Origin of the sequence: Terribacillus sp. FSL K6-0262 (assembly GCF_037977385.1) — a bacterium.
In the GTDB taxonomy this organism is placed as follows: Bacteria; Bacillota; Bacilli; order Bacillales; family Amphibacillaceae; genus Terribacillus.
Map to the genome: position 1 here is coordinate 3,236,979 of NZ_CP150277.1, position 17,731 is coordinate 3,254,709.

The 17,731-nt window shown below is 47.4% G+C and carries 19 protein-coding genes; all 19 read left to right on the plus strand.

Going from position 1 to position 17,731, the window contains the following annotated elements; translation table 11 throughout:
* The first annotated feature begins 8 nt into the window (after positions 1-8).
* Positions 9-308, plus strand: coding sequence for a hypothetical protein (locus tag MHI54_RS16635; protein WP_095215281.1), 300 nt, complete (start codon positions 9-11; stop codon positions 306-308).
* Positions 309-504: 196 nt separating this feature from the next.
* Complete coding sequence (locus MHI54_RS16640) at positions 505-1,086, plus strand: genetic competence negative regulator (protein ID WP_095215280.1); 582 nt, start codon at positions 505-507, stop codon at positions 1,084-1,086.
* Between the two features lie 161 nt (positions 1,087-1,247).
* Positions 1,248-2,519: a Glu/Leu/Phe/Val dehydrogenase gene (locus MHI54_RS16645; protein ID WP_233134882.1), complete on the plus strand. Its 1,272-nt coding sequence runs from the start codon at positions 1,248-1,250 to the stop codon at positions 2,517-2,519.
* Positions 2,520-2,603: 84 nt separating this feature from the next.
* Positions 2,604-3,581 carry a YpdA family putative bacillithiol disulfide reductase gene (locus MHI54_RS16650; RefSeq protein WP_095215278.1) on the plus strand — a complete coding sequence of 326 codons (978 nt, stop codon included), beginning with the start codon at positions 2,604-2,606 and terminating at the stop codon, positions 3,579-3,581.
* Positions 3,582-3,597: 16 nt separating this feature from the next.
* Positions 3,598-4,557, plus strand: a complete 960-nt coding sequence (locus tag MHI54_RS16655) for an asparaginase (RefSeq protein WP_340082052.1) — start codon at positions 3,598-3,600, stop codon at positions 4,555-4,557.
* A gap of 100 nt (positions 4,558-4,657) precedes the next feature.
* Complete coding sequence (gene prsW / locus MHI54_RS16660; protein WP_095215276.1) at positions 4,658-5,335, plus strand: glutamic-type intramembrane protease PrsW; 678 nt, start codon at positions 4,658-4,660, stop codon at positions 5,333-5,335.
* A gap of 169 nt (positions 5,336-5,504) precedes the next feature.
* Positions 5,505-6,260, plus strand: a complete 756-nt coding sequence (gene sleB, locus MHI54_RS16665) for a spore cortex-lytic enzyme (protein ID WP_233134913.1) — start codon at positions 5,505-5,507, stop codon at positions 6,258-6,260.
* 15 nt (positions 6,261-6,275) lie between these two features.
* The gene (gene ypeB / locus MHI54_RS16670; protein ID WP_095215274.1) at positions 6,276-7,625 is read left to right on the plus strand and encodes a germination protein YpeB; all 1,350 of its coding nucleotides are present in this window, start codon (positions 6,276-6,278) and stop codon (positions 7,623-7,625) included.
* An 85-nt stretch (positions 7,626-7,710) separates the two neighbouring features.
* Entirely contained in the window at positions 7,711-8,385 is a 675-nt protein-coding gene (locus tag MHI54_RS16675; RefSeq protein ID WP_158221501.1) for a PilZ domain-containing protein, read from the plus strand.
* Positions 8,386-8,469: 84 nt separating this feature from the next.
* Complete coding sequence (gene cmk, locus MHI54_RS16680) at positions 8,470-9,150, plus strand: (d)CMP kinase (protein ID WP_095215272.1); 681 nt, start codon at positions 8,470-8,472, stop codon at positions 9,148-9,150.
* A gap of 12 nt (positions 9,151-9,162) precedes the next feature.
* The gene (locus tag MHI54_RS16685; RefSeq protein ID WP_095215271.1) at positions 9,163-9,747 is read left to right on the plus strand and encodes a lysophospholipid acyltransferase family protein; all 585 of its coding nucleotides are present in this window, start codon (positions 9,163-9,165) and stop codon (positions 9,745-9,747) included.
* 108 nt (positions 9,748-9,855) lie between these two features.
* Positions 9,856-11,001, plus strand: a complete 1,146-nt coding sequence (gene rpsA / locus MHI54_RS16690; protein WP_095215270.1) for a 30S ribosomal protein S1 — start codon at positions 9,856-9,858, stop codon at positions 10,999-11,001.
* A 104-nt stretch (positions 11,002-11,105) separates the two neighbouring features.
* The gene (locus MHI54_RS16695; protein WP_095215269.1) at positions 11,106-11,693 is read left to right on the plus strand and encodes a hypothetical protein; all 588 of its coding nucleotides are present in this window, start codon (positions 11,106-11,108) and stop codon (positions 11,691-11,693) included.
* Positions 11,694-11,798: 105 nt separating this feature from the next.
* The gene (gene der, locus MHI54_RS16700) at positions 11,799-13,109 is read left to right on the plus strand and encodes a ribosome biogenesis GTPase Der (RefSeq protein WP_095215268.1); all 1,311 of its coding nucleotides are present in this window, start codon (positions 11,799-11,801) and stop codon (positions 13,107-13,109) included.
* A 21-nt stretch (positions 13,110-13,130) separates the two neighbouring features.
* Positions 13,131-14,168, plus strand: coding sequence for an NAD(P)H-dependent glycerol-3-phosphate dehydrogenase (locus MHI54_RS16705; RefSeq protein WP_340082053.1), 1,038 nt, complete (start codon positions 13,131-13,133; stop codon positions 14,166-14,168).
* Positions 14,169-14,225: 57 nt separating this feature from the next.
* Positions 14,226-14,486 (plus strand): stage VI sporulation protein F, encoded by a 261-nt coding sequence (locus MHI54_RS16710; RefSeq protein WP_095215266.1) that lies wholly within the window; start codon positions 14,226-14,228, stop codon positions 14,484-14,486.
* 337 nt (positions 14,487-14,823) lie between these two features.
* A complete protein-coding gene (spoIVA, locus tag MHI54_RS16715; RefSeq protein WP_095215265.1) occupies positions 14,824-16,302 on the plus strand; it encodes a stage IV sporulation protein A in 1,479 nt (492 codons plus the stop codon).
* Positions 16,303-16,529: 227 nt separating this feature from the next.
* Positions 16,530-16,802 (plus strand): HU family DNA-binding protein, encoded by a 273-nt coding sequence (locus tag MHI54_RS16720; protein ID WP_095215264.1) that lies wholly within the window; start codon positions 16,530-16,532, stop codon positions 16,800-16,802.
* 146 nt (positions 16,803-16,948) lie between these two features.
* The gene (locus tag MHI54_RS16725; RefSeq protein ID WP_095215263.1) at positions 16,949-17,731 is read left to right on the plus strand and encodes a heptaprenyl diphosphate synthase component 1; all 783 of its coding nucleotides are present in this window, start codon (positions 16,949-16,951) and stop codon (positions 17,729-17,731) included.

The following is a 17,731-nucleotide window of genomic DNA, read 5'->3' on the forward strand; positions in this document are numbered from 1 at the left end:
GACACTTCATGGCAAAGACAGAAGAGAAGGACCGGAATCTTGAGGAACTGGTAGCGTCTGTGACACAGTATCCTGACGACAAGGAATCACAACCTGAACAAGTGGAATCGGAAACTGAAGTCCAGCGCATAGACATTCTTAATTTACCGCCGCGCCGTACGGTTCATGACGGGCAGCGTACAAGCTTTCGTCTGCATTGGAATGGCAGTCTCGCCAGGTTCATCCTCCTGACGGTCATCGTATTGGCGGTGATTGCTTTCATCCTGGTCTATACGGATGTGCCGCTGTCGATTCCGGCCTTGTTCTAGACCATTTCCAGTTTGGACAACAAGGGTATTTTTAACACGAAGATTAATATACTAATTATACGTACAAATCCTTTCTGTTCGAAGACTTGAGCGTATTCTTGAAATGGACGCAGCCATCTGGGGTTGTGCCGCGTACAAAACATAAAGCGAATCATATGCTATCTATATCTAGAATGGCATCCAAGGGGGAAAAGTGATGAAGTTAGAGCGCGTATCATTAAATCAATTCAAGATCTTTCTTACCTTCGACGATTTAATCGAGAGAGGCTTGACTAAAGAAGATCTCTGGCATGATCTTCCAGGCGTTCATCAGCTTTTTCACGATATGATGTATGAAGCAAGCGATGAATTGGGCTTTGAATTGGAAGGTACACTTCTTGTTCAAGTGCATATTCTGCAAGCGCAAGGGATGCAAATCATTGTTACACAGTATCCACAGACGGAAGACTTCGAAGAAGAAGAGGATTATATCGAAATGAAAGTGACACTGGATGAAAGCAGGGAGCTTATTTTCTCATTTGCTGATTTTGAGGATATCATCAGTGTTTCGCGTCAGCTGGACCAAATTGGCATCGAAGACGCCACTGTCTACTTCATGAATGATCTATATTATATGGAGATCCGGACATTGCTTCATCCGTCCGCAAGGGAAAATCTGATTGCGGTCATGTCGGAATTCGCCAACCCGAGTATCGTCACCTCGGTTCGGCTTAATGAATACGGCAAGAAGATTTTTGAAAAGGATGCAATACGGCAGATATGTGCGTATTTTGCATAGATTGATGAAGATACCGGTGCATCTGCCGGTATCTTTTTAATTTCGGACAAAAAATCGGTTCTCATTATCCATATTTCTGCTTTTTTGTTAGAATGGATGTGGAGATTAGAAGAGGTAATATCGCAATACAAGATGGGGAATCATATAGGAGGTACAAAACAGTGGCCGACAAAGCTGCGGAATCTACCAACAACAAGCATAGGGACTTATTAGAATCGACACAGAGAGTCGTACAATCGGCTTTGAAGAAACTTGGCTATCCGGAGGAAGTATATGAATTACTGAAGGAACCTGTCCGATTGATGACAGTCCGTATACCAGTACGGATGGATGATGGCAGTACGAAGATTTTCACCGGGTACCGGGCACAGCATAATGATGCAGTTGGCCCCACCAAGGGCGGGGTGCGCTTCCACCCGGAAGTCAGTGAAAATGAAGTGAAGGCATTATCTATTTGGATGAGTCTGAAAGCAGGTATCGTCGACTTGCCTTATGGCGGCGGTAAGGGCGGCATCATTTGCGATCCCCGCGAAATGAGTTTCCGTGAGCTTGAAGGGGTAAGCCGTGGATATGTACGGGCCATCAGTCAGATTGTAGGCCCGACGAAAGATATACCAGCACCCGATGTGATGACCAATTCCCAGATCATGGCATGGATGATGGATGAGTACAGCAGGATGGATGAATTCAACAACCCCGGTTTCATCACCGGAAAGCCGATAGTGCTCGGCGGTTCGCAGGGCAGGGAAACAGCTACCGCCAAGGGCGTTACAATCTGCTTAAGGGAAGCTGCCAAGCAAAAAGGCATCAGCATCGAAGGAGCACGGGTCGTCATCCAGGGTTTCGGGAATGCGGGCAGCTATTTGGCCAAGTTCATGCATGAAGCAGGGGCCAAGGTGATCGGTATCTCGGATGCTTATGGTGCGCTCTATGATCCGGATGGCTTGGATATCGATTATTTGCTTGATCGGCGTGACAGTTTTGGAACGGTGACCAATTTGTTCAAGTCCACCATCACCAATACGGAGTTATTGGAGCTTGATTGCGATATACTGGTGCCGGCAGCGGTGGAAAACCAGATCACCAAGGATAATGCACATAACATCAAAGCCCAAATCGTCATTGAAGCTGCGAATGGGCCGACCACGTTCGAAGCCACCGAAATATTGACCGAACGCGGCATCCTGTTAGTTCCGGATGTGCTTGCATCTGCAGGGGGCGTTACCGTCTCCTATTTCGAATGGGTGCAGAACAATCAAGGTTACTATTGGACAGAGCAGGAAGTGGAAGAAAGATTAGAGAAAGTCATGCTGAAAGGATTCCAAAATGTTTATCAGACCGCACAGACAAGGCGGGTCGATATGCGCTTGGCCGCTTATATGGTCGGTGTAAGGAAAATGGCGGAAGCTTCCAGATTCAGAGGCTGGATCTAATCCATGTAAACATGCTCTTATCCTGAAACACAAAGGATAAGAGTTTTCTCTTTTATTCAGGAAGAGATGGAAAGGGGCAGTACAATGCAAAAAGAGCAAGTGATAATAATAGGAGCAGGACCATGCGGTCTTTCCGCAGCAATCGAGCTGCAAAAAATCGGAATCGAACCGCTTCTTATCGAGAAGGGCAATGTCGTTAATTCCATTTATCGATATCCTACCCATCAGACATTTTTCAGCTCAAGCGAACGGCTGGAAATAGGCGGCATCGCCTTTGTGACCGAAATGAAGAAGCCAGTCAGGAATCAAGCGCTTGCCTATTACAGGACAGTGGCACAGCGGTGTGATTTGCGAATACATACATTCGAGCGAGTGATGCAGGTATCCGGGACCAAAGGGGATTTCACGGTAACGGCCAAGACAATCAGGGAAGAAGAGAAGCAGTACAAAGCAGATTATGTCATCGTTGCGACGGGGTACTACGATCAACCCTATCTAATGCAGGTTCCTGGTGAAGATCAGCCTCATGTATTCCATTATTTCAAGGAAGCTCATCCGTATTTCGGCAAGAATGTGACAGTGATCGGCGGGAAGAATTCCGCTGTCGATGCCGTGCTTGAACTGCATAAAGCCGGTGCCAATATCACCGCTCTATACCGCGGCAGCACGTATTCCAAAAGCGTGAAGCCGTGGATCCTGCCGGAATATGAATCGCTGGTCCGTAATGGATACATCGATCATAAATTCAATGCACATATTAAAGAGATCACAAAAACACAGGTCATTTATGAAGTGCAAGGCAAGACGCATACAGTGGATGCTGATTTCGTGTTTGCGATGACAGGCTATCGTCCGGATTTGAAGCTGCTGCAAAGCATGGGCATCTTTATCCATCCTGAGACAGGCAAGCCTGACTATGATCCGGAAACGATGGAGTCCAACGTGCCTGGTATATTCATTGCCGGCGTCATCGCAGCCGGGAATAATAACAATGAAGTATTCATCGAGAATGGTCGTTTCCATGGCGGACAGATAGCCAAAGCGATTTTCTCAAGCAACTGAAGAAAGGAAGCTGCATATGAAAGGGAAAGTCGTATTGGTAACTACAGGCGGGACGATCGCCAGTGTACCGAATGAAGAAAGCGGGAAGCTCGCTTCCGGAGAAATGACAGGTGATCAGCTGCGAAGCCAGATCGACCTGCCGAATCACATCGAAGTGAAAGTCGTGAATGCTTTGCAGAAACCCAGTATGCATATAACATTCGATGATCTGCTTACTTTAAAAGAAATCATTGACAAGCAACTGGAGGATCCGGAAGTCAAAGGTATTGTAGTCACGCATGGAACCGATTCTTTGGAAGAAACGGCTTATTTTCTTGATTTGACCATCCAGGATGCCCGGCCTGTCATCGTTACTGGTTCTCAGCGGGCCATCCATGAACTCGGATCGGATGTTTACATCAATTTGCGTCATGCCGTGCTTGCAGCCTATGATGATCAGCTGCTCGATTGCGGCACGGTGGTCGTTTTCAATGAGCGTATCTTCCCTGCAAAATATGTAAAGAAAGAACATGCCTCCAATATTCAGGGCTTCAATGCTTTTGGATTCGGTTATTTGGGCATCATCGATAACGATAAAGTATATCTTTACCAAAGACCGGTCAAACGGTATACCTATGAGCTGAAGAGGAAGCTGCCGGAAGTGGATATCATAAAGTGCTATTTACAAGCGGACGGAAAATTCATCAAAGCAGCACGTGAAGCAGGTGTGCAGGGTATCGTGCTGGAGGGCGTGGGAAGAGGGCAAGTTGCACCGAAAATGAAAGAAGAGATTCTCCTTGCCCTGCAAGATGGCATCAAAATCATCTTGACGACGGCATCGGAAGAAGGAAATGTCTATACTACCTATGATTATGAGGGAAGTGCTTATGATCTGTATAAGGCTGGTGTTCTCTTAGGTAAAGATCAGGACAGCAAGAAGGCGCGTATCGAGCTTGCTGTTGCACTTGCATCCGATCAAATGGACAGACTTCTATAGACCTCAGGACCTATTTCCTGTTTCTTTCCAGTAATATATTCCAAAAGGATTGAGCACATGGTACGATAAAGGCAGATTGTTAGTTGGAAGAGGTGCTATCATGCTTACCATCCTTTCCGCTGCGATTGCCCCAGCACTCGCGCTGCTTACCTTCTTCTATTTGAAGGATCGTTTGGAGCCCGAGCCGCTAGGCATGGTATTGCGGACTTTTCTATATGGCGCTCTGCTCGTATTTCCGATCATGTTCATTCAATATGCACTGAAAGCAGAAGGAGTCAGCACGCATCCGCTTGTTTATTCTTTCTTCACCGTCGGTTTCATGGAGGAATTCTTCAAATGGTTCATCTTCCTGTACACCGCTTTCCGGCATACGGAAATGGACTCGGTTTATGACGGCATCATATATGGTGTCAGCATAAGCTTAGGGTTTGCCACGGTGGAAAATGTTCTTTATCTATTTGCACATGGAGTTGATTATGCTTTTACACGTGCCCTTTTCCCAGTATCATCCCATGCGCTTTTCGGCGTTTTGATGGGATATTATCTCGGCCGGGCGAAATTCGGGAGCCGGCATCCCCGTCTGCGTGTGTTTGCAGCTATGGTGATACCTTTTTTACTGCATGGATTGTACGATTACATCCTGCTGGCGGTGACATTCAATTGGGTTTATATCCAGGCACCTTTCATGATCATTCTATGGATCATCGGTCTGCATAAAGTACGAGCGGCAACTCGCCATCCTATCGAACACATCCAAATGAAAGAGTCAGGCAGTTAAACTGCCGGGCTCTTTTTTTATTGCATAATATGCTCGCTCCGGAAGAAAGCTATCGGTAGTAAGATCATAGTTAGGTTGGAGGAAATGAACAATGGAATTCAGGAAGTTTCGGCTTTGTAAATTGTTTTGTGCCGCTCTGATCCTATCAGGTATCATCCTGGCGGCACCGATGCAGTCCAGTGCCTTTTCCGAACAGGTGATCCAGCACGGAGCGACAGGGGATGACGTGGTGGAACTGCAGGCCCGCTTACAATATGCAGGATTCTATAACAAAAAAATAGACGGAGTTTTCGGATGGAGTACGTATTGGGCTCTGCGCAACTTCCAATATGAGTTCGGAATGGAAGTCGACGGAGTCGCAGGGAAGCAGGCAAAGGATAAATTGGTATCCATCACCAAATATGATAAAGCCTTTGTCATGCGTCAAATCCAGGAAGGAAACACATTTACCTATTATGGAGGCACACCGCAGGAGCAGCAAGTGAAAAAGCGCGGTAACGGAGGGAATGGCGGCAATGGCGGCAATGCTAATCCGTCCAATACATCAGCGGTGAATGTTCCGAATGGGTATTCCCAGAATGATATCAAGCTGATGGCCAATGCTGTACATGGAGAAGCGAGAGGAGAGCCATACGAAGGACAGGTTGCAGTCGCAGCGGTGATCCTGAACAGGGTGGAGGATCCATCATTCCCGAACACGATTTCCGGTGTCATCTTCGAGCCAAGAGCTTTTACCGCCGTTGCAGATGGCCAAATTTGGCTGACGCCGGATGAAACAGCCGAGCAGGCGGTGATCGATGCAATCAATGGCTGGGATCCTTCCGGCGGGGCGATTTATTATTTCAATCCGAATACAGCCACGTCACCTTGGATTTGGTCGAGACCTCAGATCAAAACGATAGGTGAGCATATTTTCTGTATGTAGAAAGGAGAGCGAAGAATGTATAAATGGGTGATAATCGGCGTTCTTGCTTTGGCACTAACAGGGACAGCCATTTGGGGAATGAACGAACGCCAGGAAAAGAATGACATCAGGATGCAGGCAGAAAACAACTATCAGCGTTCCTTCCACGAGCTGACTTACCGGATCGATACGCTGCATGATAAAATCGGAGCGACGCTGGCGATGAATTCAAGGGATTCCCTGTCACCGCAATTGGCGGAGATTTGGCGGTTATCCTCAGAGGCACATACGGATGTGGGTCAGCTTCCGCTAGCACTGCTGCCGTTTGAAAAAACAGAGAAATTCTTGACCAATATCGGGGATTTTACGTATAAAACGGCCGTAAGGGATTTGGACAAGGAGCCTTTGTCCGAGGAAGAAATGCAGCGGTTGGAGAAGCTGCATGATAATGCGGGACAAATCAAGGATGAGCTCCGGAATGTCCAAAATACCGTCCTGGGCAATAATCTGCAGTGGACCGATGTAGAAATGGCGCTGTCGGATGATGAACCGGATCACTCGGATAACGCCATCATCTCAAGTTTCGAGACTGTGGAGAACAGCTCGGGCGGATTCAATGAAGAGAAGGACTTTAACAATGGGGCTTTGCCTGCCTCCAACGAAGAGCATAAATTCGAGGGAGTCACCGGTGAGCGAATCAACCAGAAACAAGCGAAAACAATAGCAGCCAAGGCCTTTGATTTAAACACAATCAGTGGTATCAGCGCCGGAAAATCAGGCAAGGGGTCGGATGTACCGCTTTACAGCCTTTCCTACCAAAAGGACGGTGAGAGCGGCTATGCTGATATCAGTCAAAAAGGGGGCCATATCCTCACTTTGATGATGCAGCGGGATCGGGAAGAACCGAAACTGGGTTTGCATGATGCGCAGCAAAAAGCGGAGGATTTCCTTCAAAAACAGAAATTGACGGATATGGAAATGGTCCAGAGCAGCCAGTATGACTCCGTCGGAATTTTCTTCTTTGTGCCAGTCCAAAACGATGTGCGCATTTATCCGGATATCGTCCAGGTCAAGGTTGCGCTCGATAATGGCGATATTCTGGGATATAATGCCCGTGACTATTTCATGAATCATCACGAGCGTGAAATAGGGAAACCGAAGCTGACGGAGGAACAAGCGACAGAGAAACTCAACCAGAACGTCCAAGTCCAGGAAACCCATCTTGCTTTGATCGAGAACGATACACATGAAGAAACCCTTGTTTATGAAATCATGGGGACACGCAATGACGAAACGTACCGTATCTATGTAAATGCCGATACAGGCCGGGAAGAAGAAATCGAGAAACAAACGACGACAGAAGCACGTTTCTTGCAAAGTACGTAAAGGGGAATGGCGAACAGCCTTCCCCTTTTTGATTATTTTTGCAATAATAGGAAGAAAGAACGATTATAGGGAAGAGGAGAGGCGTTTGCTGAAAATCGGTAGTACTTTAGCATTAGAAAAAACGGATATTTCAACTAATGGGAATCGCCTGCGTTACCGGGCCAAAGTAATCGACTTGGCTGAAGATACGATTTATATCGACTACCCGGTCAATGAAGAGACAAACCGGACAGATATCTTTCCGATTGGAACGGCATTCAAGGCCTTATATGTAACGGAAAAAGACGAAGCCTATACATTCGGAACGATGCTGAAGGGCAGGGAAACGCTGAAAGTGCCTGCCTTGAAGCTATCGATGCCAAAGGAAGAAGAAATCAGTAAAATACAGCGTCGTCAATATGTACGGATATCTGTAAGCACGGATGTGGCAATCCATGGTGAAGAATCGGATATCCCCCCTGTCTCCTCCATCACGCTTGATATTAGCGGAGGCGGTTTATCCATGCTGCTGCCCGAAAATCACGGGTTCCGAGAAAAAATGAAGGTGAAGCTGTATATCGCCTATACCTTGCAAAAAGAAGGGCCTGCTTTCTTGACTGTCCCCGGGCAGATTGTCCGCATCGTCCGGAATGAAAAATCCGGCAAGGTCATTGCCAGTATTCAGTTCGATGATATCCAGGAAAGGGACAGACAAGCAATCATTCGTTTTTGCTTCGAGCGTCAGCGGGAGCAGCGCAAAAAAGGACTGCGGATGAGGTAGAGTTCAAATAGACCAAGCCGCCATCCTATGTTATGCTTTATTAGGTTTTATTTCCGATTACGAAGAGAAAAAGGATTGAATTGAATGAAGTCAAAAAATATCGCTATCGCAATTGATGGACCTGCTGCTGCAGGCAAGAGCACCGTATCCAAGCTTGTTGCCAAGAAATTGCAATTTGTCTATGTGGATACGGGTGCCATGTACCGCGCACTTACACTGACAGCGCTCGAAGCGGGAGCTGACTTGGAATCAGAGGATGCACTGCTATCCTTGCTGCAAGGGATAGATATCGTCCTGATGCAGCATGAAGACGGTCAGAAAGTGCTTGTGAACAATAATGATGTGACAGAAGCAATCCGCACGAACGAAGTGACCAATAATGTATCCATCGTCGCCAAACACCCGCTTGTAAGGGAAGAAATGGTGAAACGCCAGCAAAATCTCGCGGCTGATACCGGCATCGTCATGGACGGCCGTGACATCGGGACCCGCGTCCTCCCGAATGCCGAAGTGAAGATTTTTATGATCGCATCGGTAGAGGAGCGAGCGGAGCGTCGTTATAAAGAAAATATCGCCAAAGGTTTCGAGGCGGACCTGGAGAAGCTGAAGGAAGAAATAAGGCTGCGGGACAAGCTCGACTCCGAGAGGGAAGCATCCCCGCTTGTAAAAGCGGAAGACGCTGTTGAAATCGATACGACTTCCTTATCGATCGAGGGAGTTGTCGATAAGATCCTCGAAACTGTTTACGATGTGATTGGAAGATAAGGAGAGGGGATTATGTCATTATATTCCATTGGTAAAGTGATTGTAAGTGCGGTCCTCTATCCGATTTTTCGTATAAAGGTATATGGTAAGGAGCATGTTCCAAAGGAAGGTCCGGTACTGGTCTGTTCCAACCATATCTCCAATTTCGATCCGCCCGTCTTGGGGGTCACTTGTCCAAGGGAAATTGCCTTCATGGGAAAAAGTGAGCTATTCAAATTCAAGCCGCTCGGGTTCCTTTTGAAACACTTGAATGTTTTCCCGGTAAAACGAGGCATGCAGGATCGGGGTGCGCTGCGTGCGGGCTTGGATATCCTGGCAGAAGGCAAGACGATGGGATTATTTCCAGAGGGCACCCGAAGCAAGGATGGCAAACTCGGTAAGCCGCTTCCGGGAATCGGATTCTTTGCGATGCGTTCGGAAGCGAAAATCGTCCCTTGTGCGATTATCGGCTCCTACAAAGGGGTAAAAGCATTGAAAGTCGTCTATGGTCCGCCTATCGAAATGGAAGAACTGCGCGAAAGAAAAGCATCAGCGAAAGAAGTGTCGCAGGTGATCATGGACGAAATCCAGCTTCTGATAAACAAGCATGTCGGATAGATGCCCTATCACTTGACAAATATCTTCAAATGTTAGAAGTTAGAAAAAAGGACATTTTTATGTTTTTTTACTTATGTTTTGTCTCGTAAACTGAAGGAGGTCTCTTTGATGGATGAAATGAATGAGCAAGCTACGGATTTCAAGGAATTGTCTGTAGGCGATACTGTAACCGGCAAAGTGGTGAAAGTAGAAGATAAACAAGCTTTGGTAGACATCGGCTACAAAGTGGAAGGTATCCTGCCAATCAGCGAATTATCCAGTCTTCACGTTGAGCGCGCTGCTGACGCAGTAAGCGAAGGTGAAGAGTTGACACTAAAAGTGAAAAAAGTGGATGACGAGGAAGTTGTCCTTTCCAAGCGTGCAGTTACAGCTGAACTTGCTTGGGAGGACCTGGAAGCGAAATTCGAATCCGGTGAAGTCTTCGAAGCAGAAGTCAAGGAAGTCGTCAAAGGCGGCCTTGTAGTGGATGTCGGCCTTCGCGGATTCATCCCTGCCTCACTCGTGGAAACATACTTTGTCGAAGAGTTCGAAGGGTACAAAGGCCAGCCGCTTACGCTGAAAGTGGTCGAGCTTGACCGTGAACAGAACCGTGTCATCCTTTCCCACCGTGCAGTGGTGGAGGAAGAAGAAGCTTCCAAGAAGCAGGAAGTGCTTGACAGCCTGGAAGCTGGCCAGGTGATCGACGGAACAGTCCAGCGTCTGACTGACTTTGGTGTCTTCGTCAGCATCGGCGGCGGGATCGATGGCCTTGTACACATTTCCCAGCTTTCCCACGAACACGTGGAAAAAGCTTCTGATGTTGTTACAGAAGGCCAGGAAATCAAAGTCAAAGTGCTTAGTGTCGACAAAGACAGCGAGCGCATCAGCCTATCCCTGAAAGAGACACTCCCTGGACCATGGGAAAACATCAGTGACCGTGCACAAGCAGGTGACGTGCTGGAAGGTGAAGTGAAACGTCTGGTAAGCTTCGGTGCATTCGTCGAAGTATTCCCGGGTGTCGAAGGCCTTGTCCATATTTCCCAAATCGCCAACCGTCATATCGGTACGCCGCAGGAAGTGCTTGAGCCAGGACAAAAGGTACAAGTGAAAGTCCTTGATGTAAATGAAGCTGAAAAGCGCATGAGCCTGAGCATCAAGGAATTGGAACAAGATGAAAATGATGCTGTCATCAAAGAATATGAAAAAGAAGAGGAGCATTCCGGCTTCCAGCTTGGAGATATTCTAGGTGATAAATTGAACAAGTATAAGCAATAAGATAAAAGACCAAGTTTGCTCCAGGGCAGCCTTGGTCTTTTTTTGTGCCCAACGTATAGTTTTCCCTTTCTCTTGTCATAATGCAGATAAAAGGAGGGGGAATCATGGATGGGTTTTACTTTTATTGGGCAGCTTGGATCAGCTGGGTCCTGGTGACTTTCTTTATGAGGCATTCGATGGCAAGGACATTGTTCGGATTTGCCATTTTGCTGACGATTTCATTATCTGGTTTCTCTTTTGATTTTGCTGGTCATCGTATCTTTGCAACCGTTTTTTTGCTTGCAGTCATCGGCTATTTATTCATTTTTGCCAGTAAACGAGTGGGACGCGGCACCTTCGGAAGTATTTGCCTGGGGATCGGTTATACGGGCATGCTGCTTTGGGAACTGACAAATCCGGCCGCACTGCTGATACCGCGCATCCTATTATTCGCTCTGGCTTTATTCGCGCTCGTCCTCTATCTGACCAGGGATTTTTACCTGCAGCTTGGCATCATTTGCTTAGGCTTTGCCATCGGGGAAGTGACCTATCTATTTCTATTGGATATCTATGGACTCCACCAGGAAGCAGGCGGCTTCAAAGCAATGGATGTGCTGGGCATCGTTTTATTATTGCTGATATTCACAAAGCTTGCGGGGCAGCTGCGCACTCATCTGCGGAATAAATCGAAATGGACAGCCAAACGTACTTGATGTCGAAAAATATTGTTTCCCTAGGTCGCTTTTGCTAGAATAAAACAGTTAGGTTGCAACAGAAGGACCAGCATATAAAGGAAAGTAGGAAAGGATGTTCCTTTCATGAGGAAATCAGTAGTTGCCATCGTAGGCAGACCAAACGTAGGTAAATCGACCATATTCAACCGTCTTGCCGGGGAAAGGATCTCGATCGTCGAAGATACTCCTGGTGTGACACGTGACAGGATTTATACGGAAGCAGAGTGGCTGAACCAGCCATTTAACATAATCGACACTGGCGGCATCGAAATCGGGGATGCTCCATTCCTGGTGGAAATACGCGAGCAAGCGGAGCTTGCCATTGAAGAAGCAGATGTCATCATTTTCATGGTGAATGGACGTGAAGGCATCACAGGGGCGGATGAAGAAGTGGCAAAGATTTTATTCCGTTCGAATAAGCCAGTCGTCCTAGCCGTCAATAAAGTGGATAACCCCGAGATGCGTGATCAGATTTATGAATTCTACAGCCTTGGCTTCGGCGAACCGTTCCCGATATCCGGCACCCATGGTCTGGGTCTTGGTGATTTGCTGGATGCGGTCGTGCAGCATTTCCCTGAACGTGCGGAAATGCAGGAAGACGAAGAGACGATCCATTTCAGCTTGATCGGAAGACCGAATGTCGGTAAATCTTCCTTGGTGAATGCACTGCTCAACCAAGAACGAGTCATCGTCAGTGATGTTGCGGGAACGACGCGCGATGCAGTCGATTCGACCTTCACCAGGGAAGGACAGGATTTCGTCATCATCGATACCGCTGGGATGCGCAAACGCGGGAAAGTGTATGAAACGACAGAGAAATACAGTATCCTCAGGGCTTTGAAAGCGATTGAACGATCCGATGTCGTCCTTGTTTTGATCAATGCCGAGGAAGGTATCATCGAGCAGGATAAGAAAATTGCCGGATATGCCCACGATGCGGGTAAAGCAATCGTCATCGTCGTGAACAAATGGGATACAGTTGAATCGGATGAGAAGAAGATGAAAGAATTCGAAGATGAAATCCGGGCTCATTTCCTCTATCTGGATTATGCGCCGATCGTCTTTTTGTCTGCCAAGACGAAAAAGCGGATCCATACACTTCTTCCTGCAATCCTGACGGCGAGTGAGAATCATTCGAAACGCATCCAGACAAATGTCTTGAACGATGTGATCATGGATGCCCTTGCGATGAATCCGGCTCCGACATATAAGGGGCAGCGCTTGAAAGTGCTTTATGCCACTCAGGTGGCTGTCAAGCCGCCAGCTTTTGCGGTATTCGTCAATGATCCCGAACTGATGCACTTCTCTTATGTCCGATTCTTGGAGAATCGCATCAGGGAGGCCTTCGGATTCACTGGTACACCAATCAAGATTTTCCCTAGAAGAAGATCATAAACAGGGACGAGGAGGATTTATATGACACAACGAATAACAGCAGTACTCGGTGCCGGCAGTTGGGGAACCGCCCTTGCCATGGTTTTGGCGGATAATGGACATGAGGTCAGGATCTGGTCGCATAATCCAGCGCAGGTAGCTGCCATCAATGAGACACGGGGGAACGAGAAATATCTGCCCGGAGTGACACTTCCTGCATCCATCACTGCATATGCAGCCATGGAAGATACTGTGAAAGATGCGGATGCTGTCATACTCGTCGTACCGGCAAAAGCCACCCGTGAGGTCGCATCGAAGCTGGCAGCGCATCTTCCAGCGGATGCTGTCATCGCTCACGCTACGAAAGGCATCGAGCCGAAAACAAGCAAGCGGGTTTCCGAGATGATCGAGGAAGAGCTAAAAGCTGTCGATCATCGTCCTGTCGTTGTTTTATCCGGTCCAAGCCATGCAGAAGAAGTAGCAAAAAGACAGCCGACGACACTGAGTGCTTCTTCTGTCGAGATGGAGGAAGCCAAGAAGGTCCAAGAGCTGTTCATGAATGAGAATTTCCGTGTCTATACGATCACGGATATGGTCGGTGTTGAACTTGGCGGATCGTTGAAGAATATCATCGCTCTTGGTGCAGGTATTTCGGATGGTCTCGGATATGGTGATAATGCAAAAGCGGCCTTGATAACAAGGGGGCTCGCGGAGATTGCCCGTCTCGGGACGAAACTTGGGGCGAATCCGCTGACGTTCATCGGCTTATCCGGAATGGGAGACCTTATTGTGACATGCACGAGTGTGCATAGCCGCAATTGGCGCACTGGCAATATGCTTGGAAAAGGCATGAGCCTGGAAGAAGCACTTGCGCAGATGGGCATGGCTGTCGAGGGCGTCCGTACGACAGAGGCCGTCGCAGAGCTTGCTGACAAAGCTGGCGTCGAGATGCCGATCACCAAGGGCATCAATCAAATCCTTTTCCATGGCGCAAAAGCAAAGGATATCGTTGATCAGCTGATGACGCGAATGCCGAAGCATGAAATGGAGGATCTTCAGGATGTGCTGAATGCCCGCTAACATTTTTTCACTCTTTGCATATACTGTTTCGTAGCTATACTGCAAGGAGGAATGAATGTGGCAGACTTTCAGAAAAACCTGATTGACCAGATTCAGAAGAAATCGAATGTAAAGGCTGAAGATATCTACAAGGTGGCCAATTCTGTAAAAAGTGCAAACTTCCAAGATGAGGCTACAGTCCGCGGTTTGGTGAAGCAATTGGCTGCCATGGCAGGCAAGCCGCTTTCACAAGAAAAAGAAGATAAAATCGTCAAAGCGATCATTGGCAACAACATGCCTGCAGATATGAATACGCTGAGCAAATTATTCAAAAACTAACAGCGGCAATTGGGCAGAACAACTTACCAACCCTTGCCCTTTACGCATAAACTAACTCGCACCAGCATATTTTTCTAGGTTGCCTTGGGTATATTTAGTCTATTTCAAGAAGAAGCGAAAGCTTCTTCTTTTTTTATTGGTATGAACCGCAGTGGGTGCGCATAGATTATCGGCAGAGGGCAATATGCTGTTCGTCCTTTCCTGCAAATCCGCCCTTTGATGCCAGCAGGCAAGGAATCCATTATTTCTAGCATATTTGGATAGGACAACATCATAAACTGCTAGTGTATGTAGCTAAGACTGTCCATGCATCGAAAGTAGATCGGGAGGGGATCTTTTGGAAAGAGTAGATATTTTTAAAGATATCTCGAAACGGACAAACGGCGATATCTACCTCGGGGTGGTAGGGGCTGTCCGTACTGGGAAATCGACTTTTATCAAGAAGTTCATGGAACTGGTTGTCCTGCCTAACATGGAGGATGAAGCCGAGCGGGCCCGAGCCCAGGATGAATTGCCGCAAAGTGCCGCAGGCAGGACAATCATGACGACGGAACCGAAATTCGTCCCGAACAACGCCGTCTCCCTTCAAGTGGACGAAGGTCTGGAAGTAAGTGTCCGGGTCGTCGACTGTGTAGGATATACAGTGGAAGGCGCGAAAGGTTTCGAGGATGAAAATGGACCGCGTATGATAAATACGCCATGGTATGAAGAGCCTATTCCTTTCCATGATGCGGCCGAAATCGGTACTCGCAAGGTCATACAGGAACACAGCACCATCGGTGTCGTCGTGACGACGGATGGATCCATCGGTGAAATTCCCCGCAGTGACTACGTGGAACCGGAAGAGCGTGTCGTATCCGAGCTGAAGGAAGTCGGCAAGCCATTCATCATGGTAATCAACTCTGTCACACCGCATAATCAAAACACAGAGCTGCTCCGCCAGGAATTGAGTGAGAAATATGATATACCTGTCATCGCGATGAGTGTGGAAAGCATGACAGAGCATGATGTGTATAATGTGCTTCGCGAGTCTTTGTATGAGTTCCCGGTCCTGGAAGTGAATGTCAACCTGCCAAGCTGGGTCATGGTGCTCAAGGAAGACCATTGGCTCCGTTCCAATTACCAGACAGCCATCCAGGAAACCGTGAAGGACATCAAGCGTCTCCGTGATGTGGATCGCGTGGTGGGATACTTTGATGAATACGATTATATCGAAAGAGCCAATCTGGCAGGGATGGAGCTTGGAGAAGGGGTAGCCGAAATCGATTTGCATGCTCCTGATGCCTTGTACGATCAAGTACTGAAGGAAATCGTCGGTGAAGAAATACGAGGCAAGGATCATCTGCTGCAGCTTATGCAGGATTTCTCACATGCCAAACGGGAATACGATCAAGTATCCGATGCACTGCATATGGTGAAACAGACAGGTTATGGCATCGCTGCACCAAGTTTGCAGGACATGGCCTTGGATGAACCAGAGATCATCAGGCAAGGCTCACGTTTCGGTGTGCGTCTGAAGGCGGTGGCGCCTAGCATCCACATGATCAAAGTGGATGTGCATTCCGAATTTGCACCGATCATCGGAACCGAGAAACAAAGCGAAGAGCTGGTCCGTTACTTGATGCAGGACTTCGAGGAAGATCCGCTATCCATTTGGGATTCGGATATCTTCGGACGCTCGCTCAATAGCATCGTGCGGGAAGGGATCCAAGGAAAGATAAGCTTGATGCCGGAGAATGCCAGATACAAATTGAAGGAAACATTGGAAAGGATCATCAACGAAGGATCGGGCGGTTTGATAGCGATCATTCTATGAGCGGCAATCAAGCCGCTTTATTTTTTTGTCCGAAATAAGCAGGAAATGAGATTAATTTAAGGTTTTATAGCGTTTTGTGTTGAATTATGCTGCTAAGTCGTATATTATAAGCGTTGATATCGCAACACAAGCGGTATTTTTTAGGTATAAAACCTATCTTTATGGTGAACAAATGATAGCAAATGCTATTATCTTACTGTTCAAGGTAATGTCAGGGAGGTGTAAACATGAATAAAACAGAACTAATCAATACTGTTGCTGAGAAAAGCGATCTTTCCAAAAAGGATGCTACGAAAGCTGTGGATGCGGTTTTCGATTCAATCATGGATTCTTTGAAACAAGGTGACAAAGTACAATTGATCGGCTTCGGTAACTTCGAAGTACGCGAGCGTGCTGCACGTAAAGGCCGCAACCCGCAGACTGGGAACGAAATCGAAATCCCGGCGAGCAAAGTTCCAGCGTTCAAAGCCGGAAAAGCCCTGAAAGATAGTGTGAAATAATTACATATGGGCGAAGATAAGGGATGCCTGAATCTATCAGGTGTCCCTTTTTATTTGACGAGCTTGCAGACAAGACGAATCGGGACATGCTGTGCTATAATGATTTTTATACAGTTTGAAATACGAAAAGGGCGCAGGTGATTGTTTTGTCCTATGCATCCATGGAAGAGCTACATACATTACGAAATAAAATAGAGAAGCGCATGCAGCAGGCTTATCTGGACGAGAATACGGAAGCACCATTCTTGGATGAGAACAAGCTGCTGTTATTGCAGACGCTATTTGGTCAAACGAACCTGCCCGATAAGCAGCAGACAGACTATACGATTACGATCATGCTGATTCAAATGGCTTTGGATACGCATGATAAAGTAATCAGGTTCACCAAGGCCGACGAGACCGATGAGGAGCGGAAGAACAGGCAGCTGACGGTGCTGGCAGGCAATTATTATAGCGCGCTCTATTATCAAATACTCGCGGGATTGGGAGAAATTGATATGGTGGCGCTGCTGGCAACCAGCATCAAGGAAATCAATGAACAGAAAATGTCGCTTTATTATGATGCGGCAACAAGTGAAGCGTTCTTCGGAAAGCTCGGGCGGCTGGAAGGCAACTTATTCCGGACAGCTGCTTCCCGCTACATGGATACGGCAAGTCTTGAACCCCTCGATGACTATTTCTTGATCAGCAAGCTGAAGCAGGAAGCAAGGGGGGACCAGCAGGGCCCCTTATCCCTGAAGCTTGCTGCAATCCTTGAGAGTCAGGAGAGCGGCATGACGGTACCGGAAGCGATACACCAGGAGATGGAAGCTGCCAAAGCCAGGCTCCTTGCAAAGCTGGACATACTGCCGCCAGCTTTTGCGAAGCTTTCCCGCAAGCTGCTGCTTCAGGGGAATAGGCAGAAAGAGTTATATCTGGAAGAAGGGTAA

Coding starts and splice junctions, on each gene's coding strand:
- MHI54_RS16635 (WP_095215281.1), top strand. CDS start 9: ATGGCAAAGACAGAAGAGAAGGACCGGAATCTTGAGGAACTGGTAGCG.
- MHI54_RS16640 (WP_095215280.1), top strand. CDS start 505: ATGAAGTTAGAGCGCGTATCATTAAATCAATTCAAGATCTTTCTTACC.
- MHI54_RS16650 (WP_095215278.1), top strand. CDS start 2,604: ATGCAAAAAGAGCAAGTGATAATAATAGGAGCAGGACCATGCGGTCTT.
- MHI54_RS16655 (WP_340082052.1), top strand. CDS start 3,598: ATGAAAGGGAAAGTCGTATTGGTAACTACAGGCGGGACGATCGCCAGT.
- prsW (WP_095215276.1), top strand. CDS start 4,658: ATGCTTACCATCCTTTCCGCTGCGATTGCCCCAGCACTCGCGCTGCTT.
- sleB (WP_233134913.1), top strand. CDS start 5,505: ATGCAGTCCAGTGCCTTTTCCGAACAGGTGATCCAGCACGGAGCGACA.
- ypeB (WP_095215274.1), top strand. CDS start 6,276: ATGTATAAATGGGTGATAATCGGCGTTCTTGCTTTGGCACTAACAGGG.
- cmk (WP_095215272.1), top strand. CDS start 8,470: ATGAAGTCAAAAAATATCGCTATCGCAATTGATGGACCTGCTGCTGCA.
- MHI54_RS16685 (WP_095215271.1), top strand. CDS start 9,163: ATGTCATTATATTCCATTGGTAAAGTGATTGTAAGTGCGGTCCTCTAT.
- rpsA (WP_095215270.1), top strand. CDS start 9,856: ATGGATGAAATGAATGAGCAAGCTACGGATTTCAAGGAATTGTCTGTA.
- MHI54_RS16695 (WP_095215269.1), top strand. CDS start 11,106: ATGGATGGGTTTTACTTTTATTGGGCAGCTTGGATCAGCTGGGTCCTG.
- der (WP_095215268.1), top strand. CDS start 11,799: ATGAGGAAATCAGTAGTTGCCATCGTAGGCAGACCAAACGTAGGTAAA.
- MHI54_RS16705 (WP_340082053.1), top strand. CDS start 13,131: ATGACACAACGAATAACAGCAGTACTCGGTGCCGGCAGTTGGGGAACC.
- MHI54_RS16720 (WP_095215264.1), top strand. CDS start 16,530: ATGAATAAAACAGAACTAATCAATACTGTTGCTGAGAAAAGCGATCTT.